This is a genomic window from Alitiscatomonas sp. (assembly GCF_037242085.1).
GTDB lineage: Bacteria > Bacillota > Clostridia > Lachnospirales > Lachnospiraceae > Alitiscatomonas > Alitiscatomonas aceti.
Genome location: NZ_JAXXBR010000036.1, coordinates 1 through 19060, shown reverse-complemented (window position 1 = coordinate 19060; position 19060 = coordinate 1). Strand labels below are relative to the sequence as shown.

Below are 19060 nucleotides of genomic sequence, written 5' to 3'. Positions count from 1 at the left end.
CGTTCCAGAACTGTTTTACAGCGCCTGCGATCACAGGTCCTCTCCAGATCACCGGATCGCTCTCATGCTCTAACAGCATGTTGGAGGAGATCACCTCGATCCCGGTGGAGGAGACCGCCGGTACCAGAAGCTTTCCGTCCGGGGTCACGCAGAGGGGATCGTGGATCCCGAAGGATTTGGGGATGGAGGGACCGGTAATATCCGCATCCAGGATCCCCACCTTATAACCTCTGGCTCTCATCTGGCACGCCATTAAAGAGGTCACCAGGGATTTTCCAACGCCGCCCTTTCCGCTGACAACGCCGATGACCTTCTTTACAGAGCATCCCTCCGCCAGCTTTTCCTCAAAGCTCTTTTTATCCGGAACCCGGCTGTCGCAGTTGGCAGTGCAGGATCCGCAGTCATGATTGCAATTCTGTGCTTCACTCATTTTGCTTGATTCCTCCAGATATAGTTTGTTTCTTTATTCCTTTAAGCCTGTTTCAATGAGGGTGCATACGGCTTCCAGAGCCTCCTCCTCATCCTTTCCGTCGCAGCAGACCTCCACTTCCGTTCCGCACCGGATTCCGGAAGCCATGACATTTAAAACGCTTTTGGCATTGATCTGCTGGTCTTTATACAGAATATTCACCTTTGATTCAAATTTCATGGAAGTCTGACATAATAATCCTGCCGGACGCAGATGGAGGCCGGAGGGATTTACAACCTGAACTTTTCTTGAAACCATGGACAGAACTCCTTCCCATTTTATACTCTTATGCAATTCTATAATAGTTTGGCAGTTCTGTCAAGGTTTGGCCTGGCGGCGGGAAAAGACGCAGCCGCAGTAGTCCTGGCGGTAAAGCCCGTATTCCCTGGAAAGCTCCGTGGACCGCTTATAGCCGTTCCGTTTTTTAAAGTCCGAATTTAAAAAGCGGACGCCGTACCGGGCCCCGGCTTCCTCCCCGATGCGGTTTAACCGCTCCGCATCCTTTAAAGGACTGATGGTGAGGGTGGTGGTAAAATAGTCGAAGCCCCCCTCCTTTGCCAGCCTGGCGGCCTCCAGAAGGCGCAGCTTAAAGCATTCCGTACACCGGGCTCCTCCCTCCGGCTCCTGCTCGAGTCCCTTCACAGCCTCGTAAAAGAGCTCCGGACGGTATTCCCCGCAGAGAAAACGGACCGGGTGGACCGTTTCCATTTCCCGGATCAGCCGCTCCTGCTCCCTGGCCCGTTCCTCATATTCAGAAGCCGGGGAAATATTGGGGTTATAGTAAAAGACTGTGATCGTAAAATACCTGGACAGGTATTCCAGCACATAGCTGCTGCAGGGAGCGCAGCAGCTATGGAGAAACAATGTGGGCGCCCGCCCTTCCTTTTCTATATTGGAAAGCTCTGCCTCCAGTTCCTTCTGGTAATTTCTCCGGTTCATAAAAACGCTTCCTTCCGTTGGAAAAGGACAGCCGGATGTGACTCCTGCTGCCCTCTTTCGTTTTCTTACAGGAAATCCCGGATCCGCTTGCTGCGGACAGGATTTCTTAACTTCCTCAAAGCCTTAGCTTCGATCTGACGGATCCTCTCCCTCGTTACGTTGAATTCTTTTCCAACCTCTTCCAGTGTTCTCGGATGTCCGTCCTCCAGACCAAAGCGCAGTACGATCACCTGACGCTCCCTTTCCTTCAGGTCGCCAAGCAGTGCGTCGATGTGCTCCCTTAACATGACAGATTCCACATTTCCCTCGGGAGTCACCGCGTTGCTGTCCGCCACGAAATCTCCCAGGTTGGAGTCGTCCTCCTCGCCGATGGGAGTCTCTAAGGATGCCGGCTCCCTTGCGATCTGCATGATCTCCATCACCTTATCCTCAGACATTTCCAGCGCCTCTGCCAGCTCGGAAACAGATGGTTCATATCCCAGCTCCAGAGTCAGCTTTCTCTGCATCTTGGACATTTTATTGATGGTTTCCACCATATGCACCGGTACGCGGATGGTACGCGCCTGGTCAGCCAGAGCCCTTGTGACGGACTGGCGGATCCACCAGGTTGCATATGTACTTAATTTGTAGCCTTTTGTATAGTCAAATTTCTCTACGCCTTTAATAAGCCCCAGATTTCCCTCCTGGACCAGATCCAGGAAGCTCATTCCACGGCCCGTATAGCGCTTTGCGATGCTGACCACCAGCCTCAGGTTGGCCTCGATGAGACGCTCCTTGGCAGACTCATCGCCCTCTGCTTTTCTTTTGGCCAGCCGCAGCTCTTCCTCTGCAGACAGAAGCGGAACCGTACCGATCTCCTTTAAGTACATACGTACCGGATCCTCCGTTCCGATCCCCTCCAGCAGGTCGATCGCATCCAGGTCGATATCCTCTTCCATCTTGTCGTCTGAGAAATCGCCGTCCATATCGTCCATCAGCAGTGAATCATCTTCCGCAAGCAATGCGTCGTCGCTTATCGGAACCACATCAATATTGCTGTGTTCCAGATAACTGTAAATTTCATCCATCTGCTCCGGACCCAGATTGTCTCCGGTGAAAAAATCGTTGATCTCAGCCACGTCCAGCGCGTTCTGCTTCGATCTTCCCAGCTCAACAAGCTTTCTGAGTTTTACTAAAAATTGTTCCTTTTCCACGAGTTACGCCCTTTCAAGTGAAAAATGTCCTGTGATACAGACAAACTGTTCCACGATGATTCATTATATACCATCCCACTACATTTTTCAACATTTTTTTATCTTTTCTCCGCATCTTAAGGCAATGGCTCCGTGGATGTTCTCCACCACAGTCTCCTTCAATGTCCCTCCGTATTCGCCGTCTAAGACCCAGGATACCTCTTCTTTGGCGGTGATGACCACCCGGGAGGTGTGGAACCGGAATACATAAGCGTTTTCCTCATCCTTTAAAAACATATAGGAGACGATATTGGACAGATCCGACGGGGTCTTCGGCGTCCGGATAAATAAGGCCTCAAACATTCCGTCGTCAAAATCCACATCCCTGGGAGTCAGGCCCTTAAAGCCGCCGACGCTGGTGGTATTGGTGATCATTCCGAAGATAAATTCTCCCTCAATGGTCCCCTCCTCCCACTGGATCTTCATATGATGGGATTTTAAAGAGGCCAGGCTCTTCACTGACTCCAGGATATAGGCCTGATGGCCCAGGACATTTTTCTTATCCTGGGGAGTTTTATAAGAAACCTCGGTAAAGGCCCCAAAGGCCGCAATGTATACAAAATACCGGTCCGTGCCGAACCGGCCCACATCCACCTGTCTCTCTCCCGCCGTCAGGGCAACCTCCGCGGCCTCTCTGGGATCTCCGGGGATCTCCAGGCTCCGGGCATAATCGTTGGTGGAGCCGGAGGGAAGATAGCCCAGCACCGGCCGTTTTTCCAGCGCCATGAGGCCCGATACCACATTGTTTAAAGTGCCGTCCCCGCCGCTGCATAAAAACAGATCCGCGGAGCTGCCGTATTCCCTGGCGATGCGCTCCGCATCCTGGGAGTTCTGGGTCACATACACCGAAGGAAAATAGCCCTGGCTGCAGAAATAATCCAGGATCCCCATGAGCTGGCTCCGGATCTGCTCCCGGCCGGACCGGGGATTAAACAGAAATATCATGTTTTTCATTCTTCTTCCCCTCCATATCTCTGATCCAGATATTTTTTATAGACTGCAAAGGCGTTGGGGACCGGATACTCCTTCCGGATCTCTTCCCAGGTCAGGAAAAGCGCCGGGCCGCTCTCCTCTCCCGGCAGCGATTCCGGCATTTCCTTTAAGGAGACGAAATATCCGCCCATATGCCATTCCACATGGCTGAAGATATGCTTCGCCTCCGGAAGCGGCTCCGGCCGGACCTCCTGGTCCAGAAGCGCTCCGGCTTCTTCGGCAGAAAGCTGTCCCGGCACGTTCACAAACTCATAAAGGGAAGCCAGGAGTCCGTCCTCCCTGCGCTTTCTTATGGCTATTTTATCCTGGTATTCCAGTAATAATACGGTCTTTTCCTCGATCTTCCTCTTTTTCTTCGGCGTTTTTACCGGCAGCTTTTCCGTCAGCCCCTGGCTCCTAGCGGCACAGATTGTAAAAAACGGACACTGGCTGCACAAGGGCGCTCCCCCGGGGATGCAGATCATGGCTCCTGTCTCGATGAGCGCCTGGTTAAAGTCCCCGGCGCTCCCCGGCTGTATGACCTCTGATACCAGGGCCTCCATTTTCTTCTTTGTGGACTGCTTTAAAATATCGTCAAAGCTCCCGGTCACCCGGGACAGCACCCTCAGTACATTGCCGTCCACCGCCGGCACCGGAAGCTCAAAGGCAATGGAGGCAATGGCTCCCGCCGTATAGCTGCCGATCCCGGGAAGTGCCAGGATCTCCCCGTAGCTTTCCGGAAAGCTCCCGTTATATTTTTCCGTCAGGATCTCTGCGGCCTTTTTTATATTTCTGGCGCGGCTGTAATATCCCAGCCCCTCCCAGCACTTTAAAAGCTCCTCCTCCGGAGCAGCCGCCAGATCCGAAATCCTGGGGAAGTGCTCAAAAAACCGGAAAAAGTACGGTTTTACCGCCTCCACCCGGGTCTGCTGGAGCATGATCTCAGAGATCCAGATCCGGTATGGGTCCCGGTTTTCCCTCCATGGAAGATCCCTCTTTTCTCTTCTGTACCAGGAAAGCAGGGGGCCGGAGGCCAGTAAGAGCCGCTCTTTCCCGGACAGCTCCCGCTCCTCTGGCGGGAGGACCTGGAGGGCCTCGTAAGGAGACGGCCTAAACATAGCCGTACACTCCCCGGACTGAGACCTCTCCCGAGATCACCTCTGTGACCGTGCCGTCAGAAAGCTCCACCAGAAGCCCGCCTGTCTTTGTGATCCCCTGGCAGAGGCCCCGGTACTCTCCCTTCGGGTCCAGCACACAGACCTCCTGCCCCCGGTTCACCAGCTTTTCATTGTATTCCTCCAGCAGCGCGGACATATCCTCTGTTTTAACAAAGATCCCGTAATACTCCTCCAGGGCCTCCAGGATCCTTTCGATGATCCGGCTCCTGTGGTACTTTTTCCCCGTTTCCAGATAAAGAGACGTGGCCGTCTCCCGGAGCTCCTCCGGAAATTCTTCCTGGTTCACATTGATCCCGGTACCCATGACCACGTATTTGATCTCCATAAATTCCGTTCCCATCTCCGTCAGGATCCCGCAGATCTTCTTCTTATTTAATACAAGATCGTTGGGCCATTTGATCTGGCTTTCGATCCCAGTGGCCTCTTTTATGCCCTTCTGGGCTGCCAGGGCCATGACCAGGGTCAGGGTCGAGGCCGAAATGGGGGAGATCTCGGGCCGCAGCAGGAGGCTCATCCAGACGCCCACACCTGCCGGAGAGATCCAGTTCCTTCCTCTCCGTCCCCGGCCTCCGTCCTGGATCTCCGCCACCGCCAGGGTTCCGTGGGAGGCGCCAGCTTCGCCTGCCAGTCTTGCCTGGATATTGGTGGAATCTGTCCGGTCAAAATAATGGATCTCCTTCCCCGCCCATCGGGTCTTTAAGGAGCTTTCCAGCTCCTCCTTTGACAATACGTCGGATACGCTCTTTAAAATGTACCCCTTGTTCCGGACAGCCTCGATCTCATAGCCCTCTTCCTTTAGCTGGTTGATCACCTTCCAGACTGCCGTTCTGGATACGCCGAACCGCTCGCAGAGCTCCTGTCCGGAAAGGTATCCGTCCGACTCCTTCAGTAATTTAAGGATCTCTCCCTTCATCCTCTACCTCCACCAGATGCTCACTGCGCTGATGACTGCAAGGACCGCCAGGGCTCCTCCAAACGCCATCTGAAGCGCGGATGAGATCTTTTTTTTCTGGTTCCTTACACTGCGCTTATATCTGTATTTTCCGGTGACCAGATTTAATATAGCCGCCAGAAGAAAAATGACCGGAAAGAAAAACATATATTCCTCCGGATTTATAAAGGAAATGACCGCCATGACCACCACCGCCGCACCAATGACGATGTGCAGGGTATCCAAGGCCATGGACTCTCCTCTCACTCTGCGTCTTCTCTCTTTTCCAGGCATCCAAAGTCTCCTAACTCTTTCCTAATATCCTGTGTACCCGCTCCATGATCCCGTCCGCCGTATAGATATCAAACACCTCCAGATCCATGGATCTGGCACAGACCTCCAGGACTGCCCCGTAAAGCTCCCTGTAATCCCAGTCGGGCTTCAGCTTGAATTTTTCTGCCAGGGCAGGAAATACATGCTCCGTATACATCCGGCATCCGGGGCTTCCCTCTCCGCCGGCCTGTTCCAGATGAGCGGACAGATAATGGCGGAAGATCTGGATCTCAGTCATAAGGCGGTTGAAATAATAGGCCTCTGTATGGGGAAGATAAAAATAATACTTTCTACCAGCCAGACCATAAAGCAGCCGCTTGGCGTCAAAATATCCCAGTGTCATGCTCCGCCTGGTCCTCTTTTTCTCGAACTCCAGGATCCCGCCCAGATTTCTCCTGGGAGCGATCCTGTATACATTCACGTCCTCCGGCAGCTCCGTCCGCCGTTCCGTATCCACGCCGATGCCGTAGATCCGGATCACGATCAGATTTTTATATCCCCGCTCTGCCAGGACGTCCACCGGCACGTTGTTCACCATACCGCCGTCCAGATACGTCTTTCCGCCCAGCTTTTCATTTTTAAAGGCCGGAAAAAACGCGCTGGCTAACAGTACGTCCTTTATGGTCCCAGGAGGAGCCTGCTTCACGTCAAAGACCACCTCCCTCCAGTCCGTGACCGAAAGAGAGGTGACATAAAGATCACAGGGGGAGCTTCTGATCTTTTCCTCATCCACGTATTTCTCCAGGAGTTCTTTAAAGGGGGTGATATCAAGCCCCCGGCCGGAAACCACCTTCCTGGCCTCTGCCATGAGCTGGGGGACCGTGGAGGCCTTCAGGCCCAGGGTCTTTATGGCCCGGATCGCTTCATCCTCCACGTTTAAGATCTGGGAGTATGCCAGGTTTCCCCACAGCTCCTCGGCTGCCTTTAAGTCTCCCATACAAAGGAAGGCGCCGTTTAAGGCGCCCACAGAAGCGCCCGCCACGGCGCCGATCCGGATCCCGGCCTCAGTGACCGCCTTTAAGGCGCCGATCTGGTATGCGCCCCTGGCTCCGCCGCCTTCTAAAACGACGCCGTATTCCAGGGACGGGTCCAGGGTCAGTCTCATGCCTTCACGTCCGTATCTTTTGCGATCTCAGTGACGCTCTTCACAAGTCCCGCCACCGACTGGATCTCCGACGGAATGATGATCTTGGTGGCTCTGCCGTCTGCGGCCTTTGTAAAGGCCTCCAGGCTCTTTAAGGTCAGCACCGCCTGGTCTGCGCCGGCTTCCTTGATCATACGGATACCGTCTGCATTGGCCTGCTGGATCTTTAAGATCGCCTCCGCCTGGCCCTCTGCCTCACGGATCCGTTTTTCCTTTTCAGCCTCTGCGTGAAGGATGGCAGCCTGTTTATCGGCTTCTGCATCCAGGATGGCCGACTGCTTTTTACCCTCGGCCACCAGGATCGTGGATTTCTTCTCACCTTCGGCCTTTAAGATCGCCTCCCGGCGTTCCCGCTCTGCCTTCATCTGCTTTTCCATGGCGTCCTGGATGGCCGCCGGAGGAATGATGTTCTTAAGCTCCACACGGTTTACCTTGATCCCCCAGGGATCTGTGGCCACGTCCAGGGCTGCGCGCATTTTTGTGTTGATGGTCTCCCTGGAGGTCAGGGTCTGGTCTAACTCCAGGTCGCCGATGATGTTTCTGAGCGTCGTGGCCGTCAGGTTCTCAATGGCCATGATGGGATTCTCCACTCCATAGGCGTAGAGCTTAGGGTCTGTGATCTGGAAGAATACCACCGTGTCGATCTTCATGGTCACGTTGTCCTTGGTGATCACCGGCTGGGGCGCGAAATCCACCACCTGCTCCTTTAAGATCACCCGCTTTGCCACCCGGTCGATGAAGGGCATTTTAAAATGAACGCCCACCGACCAGGTATCCAGATACGCTCCCAGCCGTTCCACCACCAGGGCCTGGGCCTGGGGAACGATCTTTACACAGGAGGTCAGCAGAAGCAGGACTACAACAACAAGTATACTGATCCCAATAAAGCTTAATAAAAAATCCATACTATTCTCCTTCCGAAATACGGTCCACCATCAGTTTCACTCCGCGGATCTCTTTTACGATCACGGTCTCTCCTTTATGGATCACCAGATCGTCCCTCACCGCCCTGGCCGTCCATTCCTGACCGTTGAGAACAGCCGTTCCAGAGCCGGATCCATTGTCGATCTCCTCCAGTACCCGGGCCTTTTTCCCCACAAGTCCGTCCACATTGGTCTTTACAGTCCCTTTGTTGACGTATTTCACGGCAAAGGGCCTGGTAAAGATCAGAAGGACAAAGGAGACCGCCAGAAATACCGTCATCTGCACCTGGAAGGAAAGTCCGGCCAACGCCATAAAGAACGCCGCCAGGGCTCCGCCTGCAAACCAGATGGTCGTCAGTGCCATGGTACCGACTTCTATTCCCACCAGTGCCACAAAAACCACAAGCCAGCCTATCATTGCCATCGTATCAGCTCCTTTATTTCATACTGCGGCCGCTCCTCCTCTGTCTTGCCGTCTCAAACATCAGGATCGAGGCCGCCACAGCCGCATTTAAGGATTCCACCTTTCCGGCCATGGGGATCTTCACCCAGGCGTCGGCAGCGGCAGAAAGCTCCTCTGTCAGGCCATTTCCTTCGTTTCCAATGAGGAAGCCGGTATTACCAGTATAATCCTCCTCCTCATAATTATTCCTTCCTTCCAGATGGGCCGCAAACAGCCGGATCCCCCCAGCCTTCAGCTCCCGGACTGTTCCGGGAAGGTCGTCCGTATAAAGAAAGGGAACGCGGAAGGCGGAGCCCATGGTGGAGCGGACCACCTTGGGATTGTAGATATCCACCGTATCCCGGCTCATGATGACGCCGGTGATCCCGGCCCCTTCTCCGGCTCTTAAGATGGTGCCCAGGTTTCCCGGGTCCTGGAGATTCTCCAGGATCATCAGATGGGCCGGGCCCGGGGCAGAAAGCAGATCTGAAAGCACGTATTCATACTGCTTTGCCAGGGCCAGGATCCCCTGGGGCGTCTGGGTGTCGGACATGGCGGAAAAAACCTGGTCCGTGACGATCTCATACCGGGAAAACCGTTCCAGCAGTCCGGCGTTTTCCCTGTTTTTAAGGAAGCTCTCCGAAACGTAAAGCCGCCAGGCCCGATCCGGCGGAAGCTCTGAGACCATCCGGAGCCCCTCGGCCACAAAAAGCCCCGCCTCATTCCTGGCCTTTGCCTTTTTCCTCAGCTCCACCACCATTTTTACCTGGTCATTCTTTGTACTGCTGATCATCGGGAACCCTCCGCCATAAGGCTCTCTGCCTCCTCCAGCCAGATCCTGGCGGTCGCATCCGACGGCATCCTCAGATCTCCTCTGGGAGATACGGCCACGGAACCGACCTTGGGGCCGTCAGGCAGGCAGGACCGTTTAAACTGCTGGGAGAAGAACCGGCGGTAGAAGGTCTTTAACCACTTAAGGATCACAGCGCTGTCATAGATCCCGGCAAAAGCCGTTTCTGCCAGACGGAAGATCCTGGAAGGCCGGTATCCATACCGGAGGATATAATACATAAAGAAGTCATGGAGCTCATAGGGGCCCACCAGATCCTCGGTCTTCTGGGAGATCACCCCGTCCTCCGGCGGCAGCAGCTCCGGACTCACCGGCGTGTCCAGGATGTCATAAAGGACATCCTTCAGTTCTTCGTCGCCGCAGGTATCCGCGTAATACCGTACCAGATGGCGGACCAGCGTCTTGGGAACCGATGCATTCACCCCGTACATGGACATATGGTCTCCGTTGTAGGTGGCCCAGCCCAGGGCCAGCTCCGACATATCGCCGGTGCCGATGACCATTCCTCCGTTTTCATTGGCCAGATCCATCAGGACCTGGGTCCGCTCCCTGGCCTGGGAATTTTCATAGGTCACGTCATGGTCGTCCATACTGTGGCCCAGATCCCGGAAGTGAACTGCCACAGCCTCTTTGATGCTGACCTCCTTAAGCTCTGCTCCCAGCTTTTTCGTAAGAAGGCAGGCATTCTTATAGGTCCGGTCTGTGGTCCCGAAGCAGGGCATGGTCACAGAAAGGATCTTTTCCCTGGGGATCTTAAGCATATCAAAGGCCCTGGCCGTCACCAGAAGGGCCAGCGTGGAATCCAGTCCGCCGGAGATCCCCACCACTGCCTGGGTACAGCCCGTGTGGGCCAGCCGTTTTTTCAGTCCCAGCGCCTGGATCGTTAAGATCTCCTCGCACCGTTCATTCCTTTCTGCAGCTCCGGAAGGGATAAAGGGAGACGGATCCACCGGACGCTTAAGCTCCTTAAGGTCCTCCATTTCCAGTTCAAAGTCCATATAATCGTACTGCTCCCTGGGATTTTCCACCTGGAAGGTGGTCATCCTCCGACGCTCACTGCAGATCCGCTTAAGGTCCAGGTCTGCAAGGATCATCCCGTTTTCAAACCGCCGGGACTCAGCCAGCACCGTACCGTTTTCTGCGATCAGATCATGGCCGCCGAATACCAGGTCCTGGGTGGATTCTCCCTCTCCTGCATTGGCGCAGATATATCCGCACACCAGTCTGGCCGACTGTCCGGCAATGAGGGATCTCCGGTAGACATGTTTTCCTGCGGTCTCGCTGCTGGCAGAGCAGTTGACGATCACAGTGGCTCCGGCCCTGGCATGGGAGATGCTGGGCGGGTCCATGACCCACACGTCCTCACAGATCTCTCCGGCCACCACCAGCTCCGGAAGATTCACGCACCGCAGCAGAATCCCGCTTCCAAAGGGAACGATCCTTCCGTCCCATTCCATGGGCTCCGGCACATCCGGCCCCGGCGTAAAGTGGCGCAGTTCATAAAATTCCGAATAATTGGGAATGTTTTTCTTCGTGATCAAGGCCAGCAGCTCTCCGTCATGGACCGCCGCAGCCACATTGTAAAGCTTTCCGTCCTTCATCCACGGAAGTCCCACAAAGAACAGAACATCGTGGCCTTCACTCCTGCGGATCAGCTTTTTCAGCATGTCCGCCGCCGTATCCACCAGGATATCCTGGTGGAACAGGTCTCCGCAGGTATAGCCCGTCAGGCAGAGCTCCGGGAACACCATGAGCTTTGCCCCGTTTTTCTCCCCCTCTTCGATCATATTCCAGACCTGGGCTTCATTGTAAACCGGGTCTGCCACCTTTATATCTGGCGTAGCAGCCGCAACGCGGATAAAACCGTCTTTCATTTCGTTACTCCTTTTCTAAGCCATAGCGTTACTGTCCAGTACACGCAGCCGGGATATCCCCGCCTTTCTGCGTTGTCTCCATTATACACGTTTTTTCGTAAAAAGGGAAGTTGGGAATTGAGTCATGAAAAAGTTTATGATACACTCAAAAGAAAACCAGAAATGGAGATCAATCGTTATGAATGAAACCTTTATACGGACGGCCCAGCTTCTGGGAGACCAGGGCTTTTCGCGGCTGTCCTCCTCCGTCGTAGCCGTATTCGGCCTGGGCGGCGTCGGATCCCACTGTGCGGAGGCCCTGGCCCGGTCCGGCGTCGGGACCCTGTTCCTCATCGACTCCGATACGGTGGTTCCCTCCAATATCAACCGCCAGAGCATCGCTCTTTTAAGCACTGTGGGACAGAAAAAAACGGACGTGATGAAGGAAAAGATCGCAGACATAAATCCAGAGTGCTCTGTTTTCACAAGCAGCGCTTTTGTGCTCCCGGAAAACCTCCGGGAGGTCTTTTCCTCCTGCCCTGTGAAGCCGGATTACATCATCGACGCCATCGACACCGTCAGCGCCAAGCTGGCCCTGGTCTCCTATGCCTGGGAGGAGGGGATCCCCATCCTGTCGTCCATGGGCACCGGAAACAAGCTCCATCCGGAGGCCTTCCGCATCGGGGATATCTACTCCACCAGCGTCTGCCCCCTGTGCCGGGTCATGCGCAGGGAATTAAAAAAGCGGGAGATCCCTGCCTTAAAGGTCCTGTATTCCGAGGAGACGCCCCGCAGACCCGAAACGCCGGGAGAGACGAAGGGCTCCGGCCGTCCCGCTCCTGCCAGCATCGCCTTTGTGCCGCCGGTGGCCGGGCTCCTCATAGCCGGAGAGGTGATCCGGGAACTGTCCGGCACAGACTGACACGCTCCTGCTCCTCCCGGGACAGGCTCCCGGCCCCTCTCCTTCTTTTTACAAAGCGAAACGCTGCATTCTCCCCACAGAATGCAGCGTCTCTTCACGTTCAATATACCTCACATTATACAGTTCCCCAAAATTATTCCCCAATAATTTCAGACAGGTTGTAATATACCACAATTATGCATTTCCGTCAACCAGATCTATCGTAAAATCTGCACAATTTTCTTTTATCCATTCCTTATGTACATCTGTCCGTATATTTTCACTGGTCCTGGGAAGACTTCCATCATAACAATGGAAATACAGGCGGGAACCGTCCGCCTGGGAAGGACATTTATTATGAAGCTTTCATCCGATCTGAACCAGACCATGGCACGTTTTCACCAGCTTCTGGACGTGCAGACCAATTTCGATATTGTCTACCATACCCTGACGATCGGCGGGAAACAGGCGCTGATCTATTTTGTGGACGGCTTAACCAAGGACGAGGTGCTCCTGCGGATCATGCAGGGCTTCGCGTCCATACAGCCAGACGATATGCCGGATTCTCCCCACGGATTCTCGAAAAAATACGTTCCCTATGGAGAGACCGGCCTGGAGGACGAAGAAAGCCAGATCCTGGTCAGCCTTCTCTCCGGCCTTTCCTGCCTTCTCATCGACGGCTATGACAAATGTATCACCATCGACTGCCGCACCTACCCGGCCCGCGGCGTGGAGGAGCCGGAAAAAGACAAGGTGCTCCGGGGCTCCAGGGACGGCTTTGTGGAGACCCTGATCTTTAACACAGCTCTGATCCGCCGCCGGATCCGGGACGTGGACTTCACCGTGGAGATCACCCAGGCCGGAGAACGTTCCCATACGGATATTGCTATCTGCTATATGAAAGGGCGGGTGGATCAGAATCTTTTAAAAACCATCAAGGAGCGCATCCAGAGCCTTCATGTGGATGCACTGACCATGAACCAGGAGAGCCTGGCCGAGTGCCTTTACCCCCACAAATGGTACAACCCGTTCCCGAAATTCCGTTTTTCCGAGCGGCCCGACACGGCGGCGGCCTCCATCCTGGAGGGGAATATCATCATCCTGGTGGATAACTCCCCCTCCTGTATGATCCTCCCCTCGTCCGTATTCGACATCATCGAAGAAGCGGACGACTACTATTTTCCTCCGGTCACAGGAACGTATCTGCGGCTTTCCAGGATGACCGTCTCCCTTCTCACCCTGTTTTTAACGCCTCTGTGGCTTCTGCTCATGCAGAATCCCCAGTGGATCCCGGACTGGCTCCAGTTCATCCAGATCGCCGATGAGCAGTTTGTCCCGCTGATCTGGCAGCTCCTCATCCTGGAATTCGCCATCGACGGCCTCCGTCTGGCGGCAGTCAACACTCCCAGCATGCTGACCACGCCCTTAAGCGTCATCGCCGGTATCGTCCTGGGTGAATACTCTGTGAAATCCGGCTGGTTCAACTCCGAGACCATGCTGTACATGGCCTTCGTCACCATCGCCAACTACTCCCAGGCCAGCTTCGAGATGGGCTACGCCCTAAAATTCATGCGGGTGATCCTTCTGATCCTCACATCCCTCTTCAACCTGTGGGGCTTCATCGCCGGGACCGTACTCTGCGTCTGCGCCGTAGCCTTCAATAAGACCATTGCCGGAAAGAGCTACATCTATCCGCTGATCCCCTTTTCATGGAGCGAATGTAAAAAAAGATTCTTCCGCGGCCGCCTCCCGCATAAGTAGGCAGCTTCCGCCCCCGTATCCAGACGCGCTCCCGCTCCAGTCTGCACGCAGCGGCGCATAGGGCCGCAAAATACGCGGCCCAAACGCCGGCGTGCAGAAGGGTCTGGCTACGGGGGCGGAAGGTGCTGTATAGGGGGTGGCGGGCGCTAGGGGGAAGGGAAAAGGCAGGTTCTTTGGCGTCCGTAACATCTACCAGCCCAAAACTCCCGGAGCCTTTCCCATGTCGGAGGGGGATGGAACTTCTTGGGCTGTGGGGGGATGCGTTATGGGGGAGCATGGACTTGTCTGAGCGGAGCGAGTTGTCCATGGTCCCCCATGCCCTTCGCAGCCCTCCGGAGCCCTAGATGTTCCGCCCCGCAGACCCAGGGAGATGCTCCGGGAGTTTTGGGCGTATCTCTGGTAATGTTCCCTCTCCTGTGGTACAATAGGTTCCAGGAAAAGGAGGTACTCAATTATGTTTCTTGAAAAAATCACCTGGAAGCAGGCGGAAGGCTATTTTAAGGAAAAGGACATTGCCATCATCCCCGTGGGAAGCACGGAGAACCATGGCTCCCAGCTCTGCCTGGGCACGGATTTCCTGATCCCCCGCCGCCTCTGCGAAATGATGGACGAGCGTTTAAATATCCTGATCGCTCCCACGGTCCCCTTCGGCGTCGGCGACCAGCACATTAATTTCCCCGGCACCATCACCATTGGCTACGACGGGCTTTACGATCTGATGACCCGGATCGTGGACCAGCTTTACGGTTTCGGTATCCGTAAGTTTGTTTTCTTGAACGGCCATGGAGGGAATACCCCGGTGCTCCAGCGGGTGGCCCTGGAGCTGGACGAGCGCCATGCCATGGGTGCGATCTTAAACTGGTGGCTTTTAGCCGGAGAACTGGATCCCCGGTGGAAGGGCGGCCACGGCGGCGGCGAAGAGACCGCAGCCATGCTGGCCATTGACCCGTCCTGTGTACATATGGAATATTTTATGCCCTTTGAACCGAAGGATCTGAGTCCGGATCTGACCTTTGCCGGATCCTTCAACGTGAACTGCAATGGCGTTTCCGTTCCGGTGCCCCGCCACGTGGACCGCTATTCGTCCTGCGGCTGGTACGGCCCCGACTCCCCGGAAACGGCCACAAAGGAATGGGGAGAAGAAATGTTAAAGGCCACAGCGGATTTCTGCGTGGACTTTATAAAGAAGTTTGAACGTGTTTCCCTGGGATGATCCTCTGATGCATGAGGGCCATGACCACCAGAAGCACTAAAAGATAATATGGATACAGGGAAGCGCCCAGATGGTCTGCCAGGAATCCAAAAAACGGCGGCATCAGGGAGCTTCCTATATATGCCCCTGCCATCTGTACGCCAATGACAGCCTGTGAAAGCTCCGCCCCGAACCGGGACGGCGTGGAATGGATCACACTGGGATAAATGGGCGCGCAGCCAAGCCCCATGAGAAGAAGGCCGGCCTGGCTGTGGCCGCCTCCCGGAAACAGAAGGATCAGAAAGCCCGCCGCCAGGATCCCAGTACCCAGGCGGATCATGCCGTCGTCACTGATCCACTCCGTAAGGAAGCCGCTGACTGCCCTTCCGGCCGTGATCCCCAGATAGAAAAGACCGGCCAGGGCGGCGGCGCGTTCAGCCGGGACCTTATGGACCAGGACCAGATAGCTGCTGGCCCAGAGTCCTGCCGTGGTCTCCAGGGCATTGTAGCAGAAAAACATGGCCACCGTTTCCCGGGCCATGGGGATCCTTAAGAGTTCCAGAAGGCCCGGCGCACGGTCTGCCCCGGCCTCCTCGGCCGTTTCCTCTCCACGGCTTTTTTTCTCTTCCCGGACGTTTTTCTGTCCGGCTTCCGTTTCGTTCCTGTCCTTCCCGTTTCCTGGCTTCATTTTCCATAAGGGCAGGCTTATGACCAGGACCGCTGCCAGCACCGTCTGGGCCAGGCCCACGGCCCGGTAGCCCATGCTCCAGCCATATCCTCCCGCAAGGACCGTCCCCATGACCGACGGGCCCAGGAAAGCGCCCACGCCCCACATACAGTGGAGCCAGCTCATATGGCGGCTTTTGAAGTGAAGGGCCACATAATGGTTGAGGGCTGCGTCCACGCTTCCTGCTCCCAGCCCGTAAGGAACGGCCCAGAGGCAGAGCTGCCAGAAGGAACGGCTTGCGGAAAAGCCCAGGAGAGCCGCCGCCGTGGCCGCCACGCTGGCAGCCGTCACCCTTCCCGGGCCGAACCGGCTGGTGAGCCGGCTGCTCTGGAGGCTGGATACGATTGTCCCAAAGCAGATGATCATGGAGACCATTCCGGCACGGGAGACCGGGACCCCAAGCTCCCCGTACATAGACGGCCAGGCGGCGCCCAGAAGAGAATCGGGAAGGCCCAGGCTTATGAACGCCAGATAGATCACTGCCAGAAGTATATGTGTCATGGCCCTGCTCCTAAATCTTTAAGGAATATTCGCCCAGGTTCCAGACCTTTGATACCAGTCCATCGTAAAACTCCGGCTCATGGCAGATCAGGAGCACAGCTCCCTTATATTCCTTTAAAGCACGCTTTAATTCCTCTTTGGCGTCCACGTCCAGATGGTTGGTGGGCTCGTCCAGAAGAAGGATGTTGGTCTCCCGGTTGATGAGCTTGCAGAGACGCACCTTGGCCTGCTCTCCGCCGGAAAGCACACGCACCTGGCTTTCAATATTTTTTGTGGTAAGGCCGCATTTTGCCAGAGCCGACCGTACCTCATACTGGGTGTAGGAGGGGAACTCCTTCCAGATCTCCTCAATGCAGGTGGTGGTATTTCCCGGAGCCATCTCCTGCTCAAAATATCCGATGGACAGATAATCCCCCAGCTCCACAGAGCCGGAAAGAGCCGGGATCAGTCCCAGGATACTCTTTAAGAAGGTGGTCTTTCCGATTCCGTTGGCTCCGATGACTGCGATCTTTTCGCCCCGTTCCATAGAAAAATCCAGGGGCTTTGACAAGGGCTCGTCGTAGCCGATGACCAGGTCCTTTGTCTCAAAAATGATCTTTCCTGCTGCCCTGGCATTTAAGAAATGGAATTCTGGCTTGGGCTTTTCCTTTACCAGCTCGATGACCTCCATCTTATCCAGCTTTTTCTGTCTGGACATGGCCATATTCCGGGTGGACACCCGCGCCTTGTTTCTGGCCACAAAGTCCTGGAGCTCGGCGATCTCCTGCTGCTGCCGCTTATAGGCGGCCTCCAGCTGGCTCTTCTTCATCTCATACACCTCTAAGAATTTATCATAATCGCCCACATACCGGTCCAGCTTCTGGTTTTCCATATGATAGATCAGATTTACCACGCTGTTTAAAAATGGAATGTCGTGGGAGATCAGGATAAAGGCATTTTCATACTCCTGGAGATACCGCTTCAGCCATTCGATATGCTGGGCGTCCAGGTAGTTGGTGGGCTCGTCCAGAAGAAGGATGTCCGGCTTCTCCAAAAGCAGCTTTCCCAGGAGCACCTTGGTCCTCTGGCCTCCGGACAGCTCGTCCACGTCCTTATCCAGTCCGATCTCATCCAGGCCAAAGGCCCGGCCGATCTCCTCCACCTTGGAGTCGATGATATAAAAGTCATGGGCCATCAGAAGGTCCTGGATGGTCCCCAGCTCCTCCATCATGGAATTCATCTCCTCCCCGGAAGCATCTCCCATATGGTCGCAGATCTGGTTCATCTTTTCTTCCATCTCAAATAAGAAGGAAAAGGCGCTCTTTAACACCTCCCGGATGGTCATTCCCTTTTCCAGGACCGTATGCTGGTCCAGATATCCCACACGGACGTTTTTCGCCCACTCCACCTTTCCTTCATCCGGCATCAACTTATCGGTGATGATGCTCATGAAGGTGGATTTCCCCTCTCCGTTGGCCCCGATGAGGCCGATGTGCTCGCCCTTTAAAAGCCGGAACGACACATCCGTAAAAATGGCCCGGTCTCCGAAGCCATGGCTTAAGTGCTCTACGTTTAATATACTCATCTGAAAACTCCTTGTTCAATATTCCTCTTATATAAAAGATCCGCGCAGACCGCGCACGCGCTCCATTTTACACGAAGGGCCGGAGGAAAGCAAGAGGCGGTTTCTGCGCTATAAAAAGAGAGCACGGCAGCTTCCGTGCCATGCTCTCTGTAACCGTTTTTATATCGAAGATCCAGCGCTTCCCGATCAGCCGTCGATGCTGTAATTGGGAGCTTCTTTTGTGATGTGGATATCATGGGGATGGCTCTCACGGAGGGCAGCAGCCGAAATCTTCACAAACTGGCTGTTCTCCTGGAGCTCCTTGATGTTGTGGGCGCCGCAGTAGCCCATACCGGCTCTTAAGCCGCCTAACATCTGGAACACCGTATCCTCCACATAGCCCTTGTAGGCCACACGGCCTTCCACGCCCTCCGGCACCAGCTTTTTGGCGTCGGACTGGAAGTAGCGGTCCTTGCTGCCGTTTTCCATGGCGGCAATGGAGCCCATTCCGCGGTATACCTTATATTTTCTTCCCTGGTAAAGCTCGAAGGTTCCCGGGCTCTCGTCACAGCCTGCGAACATACTTCCCATCATGCAGACGCTTCCGCCGGCAGCCAGAGCCTTTGTCACATCTCCGGAGTACTTGATGCCGCCATCTGCGATGATCGGGATCCCGTATTCCCTTGCAACCTCATAGCAGTCCATAACGGCAGATACCTGGGGAACGCCGATACCGGCAACCACACGGGTGGTACAGATGGAACCAGGCCCGATCCCGACCTTGACAGCGTCCACACCGGCCTCGATCAGAGCCTTTGTGGCAGCGCCTGTGGCCACGTTTCCGGCGATCACCTGTACCTCCGGGAATTTCTCCTTGATCATCTTCACGCAGCGGATCACGTTGGCAGAATGACCATGGGCAGAGTCTAATACGATCACGTCCACCTTGGCGTTCACAAGGGCCTCCACGCGCTCCAGCACGTTGGCGGTGATTCCCACGGCAGCGCCGCAGAGCAGTCTTCCGTGTGCATCCTTAGCGGAATTGGGGTATTTGATCTGCTTCTCAATATCCTTAATGGTGATAAGTCCCTTTAAATTAAAGTCATCGTCCACGATGGGCAGCTTCTCCACCCTTGCTTTGGCAAGGATCTTCTTGGCCTCCATCATGG

Annotated in this window: 19 protein-coding genes; 3 read left to right on the top strand and 16 right to left on the bottom strand. The window is 55.0% G+C overall.

Features of this window, described 5'->3' with window-relative positions; genetic code table 11:
• The 13 genes from WIH05_RS01790 to WIH05_RS01730 all read right to left on the bottom strand — a co-directional run.
• A partial coding sequence (locus tag WIH05_RS01790; protein WP_337424894.1) for a P-loop NTPase occupies positions 1-430 on the bottom strand: 430 nt, incomplete at its 3' end.
• A gap of 33 nt (positions 431-463) precedes the next feature.
• Positions 464-727, bottom strand: coding sequence for an HPr family phosphocarrier protein (locus WIH05_RS01785; protein ID WP_022273158.1), 264 nt, complete (start codon positions 725-727; stop codon positions 464-466).
• Positions 728-787: 60 nt separating this feature from the next.
• Positions 788-1408, bottom strand: coding sequence for an epoxyqueuosine reductase QueH (locus tag WIH05_RS01780; protein ID WP_022273159.1), 621 nt, complete (start codon positions 1406-1408; stop codon positions 788-790).
• 65 nt (positions 1409-1473) lie between these two features.
• Positions 1474-2601 carry an RNA polymerase sigma factor RpoD gene (gene rpoD / locus WIH05_RS01775; RefSeq protein WP_022273160.1) on the bottom strand — a complete coding sequence of 376 codons (1128 nt, stop codon included), beginning with the start codon at positions 2599-2601 and terminating at the stop codon, positions 1474-1476.
• A gap of 87 nt (positions 2602-2688) precedes the next feature.
• Complete coding sequence (locus WIH05_RS01770; RefSeq protein ID WP_158359618.1) at positions 2689-3594, bottom strand: YegS/Rv2252/BmrU family lipid kinase; 906 nt, start codon at positions 3592-3594, stop codon at positions 2689-2691.
• Entirely contained in the window at positions 3591-4730 is a 1140-nt protein-coding gene (gene mutY, locus WIH05_RS01765; protein WP_022273817.1) for an A/G-specific adenine glycosylase, read from the bottom strand. Before mutY ends, WIH05_RS01770 begins: the two co-directional genes overlap by 4 nt.
• Entirely contained in the window at positions 4723-5703 is a 981-nt protein-coding gene (locus WIH05_RS01760) for a biotin--[acetyl-CoA-carboxylase] ligase (protein WP_022273818.1), read from the bottom strand. Before WIH05_RS01760 ends, mutY begins: the two co-directional genes overlap by 8 nt.
• A gap of 3 nt (positions 5704-5706) precedes the next feature.
• Positions 5707-6015 carry a DUF6637 family protein gene (locus tag WIH05_RS01755; protein WP_022273819.1) on the bottom strand — a complete coding sequence of 103 codons (309 nt, stop codon included), beginning with the start codon at positions 6013-6015 and terminating at the stop codon, positions 5707-5709.
• A 10-nt stretch (positions 6016-6025) separates the two neighbouring features.
• The gene (locus WIH05_RS01750) at positions 6026-7159 is read right to left on the bottom strand and encodes a patatin-like phospholipase family protein (protein WP_337424893.1); all 1134 of its coding nucleotides are present in this window, start codon (positions 7157-7159) and stop codon (positions 6026-6028) included.
• Complete coding sequence (locus WIH05_RS01745; RefSeq protein WP_022273822.1) at positions 7156-8103, bottom strand: SPFH domain-containing protein; 948 nt, start codon at positions 8101-8103, stop codon at positions 7156-7158. The genes WIH05_RS01750 and WIH05_RS01745 overlap by 4 nt, the downstream gene beginning before the upstream one ends.
• Position 8104: 1 nt before the next feature.
• Positions 8105-8545 (bottom strand): NfeD family protein, encoded by a 441-nt coding sequence (locus WIH05_RS01740; protein ID WP_022273823.1) that lies wholly within the window; start codon positions 8543-8545, stop codon positions 8105-8107.
• Between the two features lie 13 nt (positions 8546-8558).
• A complete protein-coding gene (locus tag WIH05_RS01735) occupies positions 8559-9356 on the bottom strand; it encodes an RNA methyltransferase (protein ID WP_022273824.1) in 798 nt (265 codons plus the stop codon).
• Positions 9353-11287: an NAD(+) synthase gene (locus tag WIH05_RS01730; RefSeq protein ID WP_337424892.1), complete on the bottom strand. Its 1935-nt coding sequence runs from the start codon at positions 11285-11287 to the stop codon at positions 9353-9355. Before WIH05_RS01730 ends, WIH05_RS01735 begins: the two co-directional genes overlap by 4 nt.
• A gap of 178 nt (positions 11288-11465) precedes the next feature.
• Here WIH05_RS01730 and WIH05_RS01725 point away from each other — a divergent pair, with 178 nt between their 5' ends.
• The 3 genes from WIH05_RS01725 (at position 11466) to WIH05_RS01715 (ending at position 15141) form a co-directional block, all read left to right on the top strand.
• Positions 11466-12188, top strand: a complete 723-nt coding sequence (locus tag WIH05_RS01725; RefSeq protein WP_022273826.1) for a tRNA threonylcarbamoyladenosine dehydratase — start codon at positions 11466-11468, stop codon at positions 12186-12188.
• A 336-nt stretch (positions 12189-12524) separates the two neighbouring features.
• Positions 12525-13928: a spore germination protein gene (locus tag WIH05_RS01720; protein ID WP_215653823.1), complete on the top strand. Its 1404-nt coding sequence runs from the start codon at positions 12525-12527 to the stop codon at positions 13926-13928.
• Positions 13929-14382: 454 nt separating this feature from the next.
• Positions 14383-15141 (top strand): creatininase family protein, encoded by a 759-nt coding sequence (locus WIH05_RS01715; RefSeq protein ID WP_022273828.1) that lies wholly within the window; start codon positions 14383-14385, stop codon positions 15139-15141.
• Here WIH05_RS01715 and WIH05_RS01710 read toward each other — a convergent pair.
• The 3 genes from WIH05_RS01710 to WIH05_RS01700 all read right to left on the bottom strand — a co-directional run.
• Complete coding sequence (locus WIH05_RS01710; protein ID WP_215653825.1) at positions 15107-16348, bottom strand: MFS transporter; 1242 nt, start codon at positions 16346-16348, stop codon at positions 15107-15109. The two genes, WIH05_RS01715 and WIH05_RS01710, sit on opposite strands and share 35 nt — an antisense overlap.
• Positions 16349-16358: 10 nt before the next feature.
• Positions 16359-17912 carry an ABC-F family ATP-binding cassette domain-containing protein gene (locus WIH05_RS01705; protein WP_022273781.1) on the bottom strand — a complete coding sequence of 518 codons (1554 nt, stop codon included), beginning with the start codon at positions 17910-17912 and terminating at the stop codon, positions 16359-16361.
• 186 nt (positions 17913-18098) lie between these two features.
• On the bottom strand, positions 18099-19060 hold a 962-nt coding region (locus WIH05_RS01700; protein ID WP_337424891.1), incomplete at its 5' end, for an IMP dehydrogenase.

Excerpts from the sequence above, each read along its gene's own strand:
- WIH05_RS01785 (WP_022273158.1), bottom strand. The coding sequence starts at position 727 with ATGGTTTCAAGAAAAGTTCAGGTTGTAAATCCCTCCGGCCTCCATCTG.
- WIH05_RS01780 (WP_022273159.1), bottom strand. The coding sequence starts at position 1,408 with ATGAACCGGAGAAATTACCAGAAGGAACTGGAGGCAGAGCTTTCCAAT.
- WIH05_RS01770 (WP_158359618.1), bottom strand. The coding sequence starts at position 3,594 with ATGAAAAACATGATATTTCTGTTTAATCCCCGGTCCGGCCGGGAGCAG.
- mutY (WP_022273817.1), bottom strand. The coding sequence starts at position 4,730 with ATGTTTAGGCCGTCTCCTTACGAGGCCCTCCAGGTCCTCCCGCCAGAG.
- WIH05_RS01760 (WP_022273818.1), bottom strand. The coding sequence starts at position 5,703 with ATGAAGGGAGAGATCCTTAAATTACTGAAGGAGTCGGACGGATACCTT.
- WIH05_RS01755 (WP_022273819.1), bottom strand. The coding sequence starts at position 6,015 with ATGCCTGGAAAAGAGAGAAGACGCAGAGTGAGAGGAGAGTCCATGGCC.
- WIH05_RS01750 (WP_337424893.1), bottom strand. The coding sequence starts at position 7,159 with ATGAGACTGACCCTGGACCCGTCCCTGGAATACGGCGTCGTTTTAGAA.
- WIH05_RS01745 (WP_022273822.1), bottom strand. The coding sequence starts at position 8,103 with ATGGATTTTTTATTAAGCTTTATTGGGATCAGTATACTTGTTGTTGTA.
- WIH05_RS01740 (WP_022273823.1), bottom strand. The coding sequence starts at position 8,545 with ATGGCAATGATAGGCTGGCTTGTGGTTTTTGTGGCACTGGTGGGAATA.
- WIH05_RS01735 (WP_022273824.1), bottom strand. The coding sequence starts at position 9,356 with ATGATCAGCAGTACAAAGAATGACCAGGTAAAAATGGTGGTGGAGCTG.
- WIH05_RS01730 (WP_337424892.1), bottom strand. The coding sequence starts at position 11,287 with ATGAAAGACGGTTTTATCCGCGTTGCGGCTGCTACGCCAGATATAAAG.
- WIH05_RS01725 (WP_022273826.1), top strand. The coding sequence starts at position 11,466 with ATGAATGAAACCTTTATACGGACGGCCCAGCTTCTGGGAGACCAGGGC.
- WIH05_RS01720 (WP_215653823.1), top strand. The coding sequence starts at position 12,525 with ATGAAGCTTTCATCCGATCTGAACCAGACCATGGCACGTTTTCACCAG.
- WIH05_RS01715 (WP_022273828.1), top strand. The coding sequence starts at position 14,383 with ATGTTTCTTGAAAAAATCACCTGGAAGCAGGCGGAAGGCTATTTTAAG.
- WIH05_RS01710 (WP_215653825.1), bottom strand. The coding sequence starts at position 16,348 with ATGACACATATACTTCTGGCAGTGATCTATCTGGCGTTCATAAGCCTG.
- WIH05_RS01705 (WP_022273781.1), bottom strand. The coding sequence starts at position 17,912 with ATGAGTATATTAAACGTAGAGCACTTAAGCCATGGCTTCGGAGACCGG.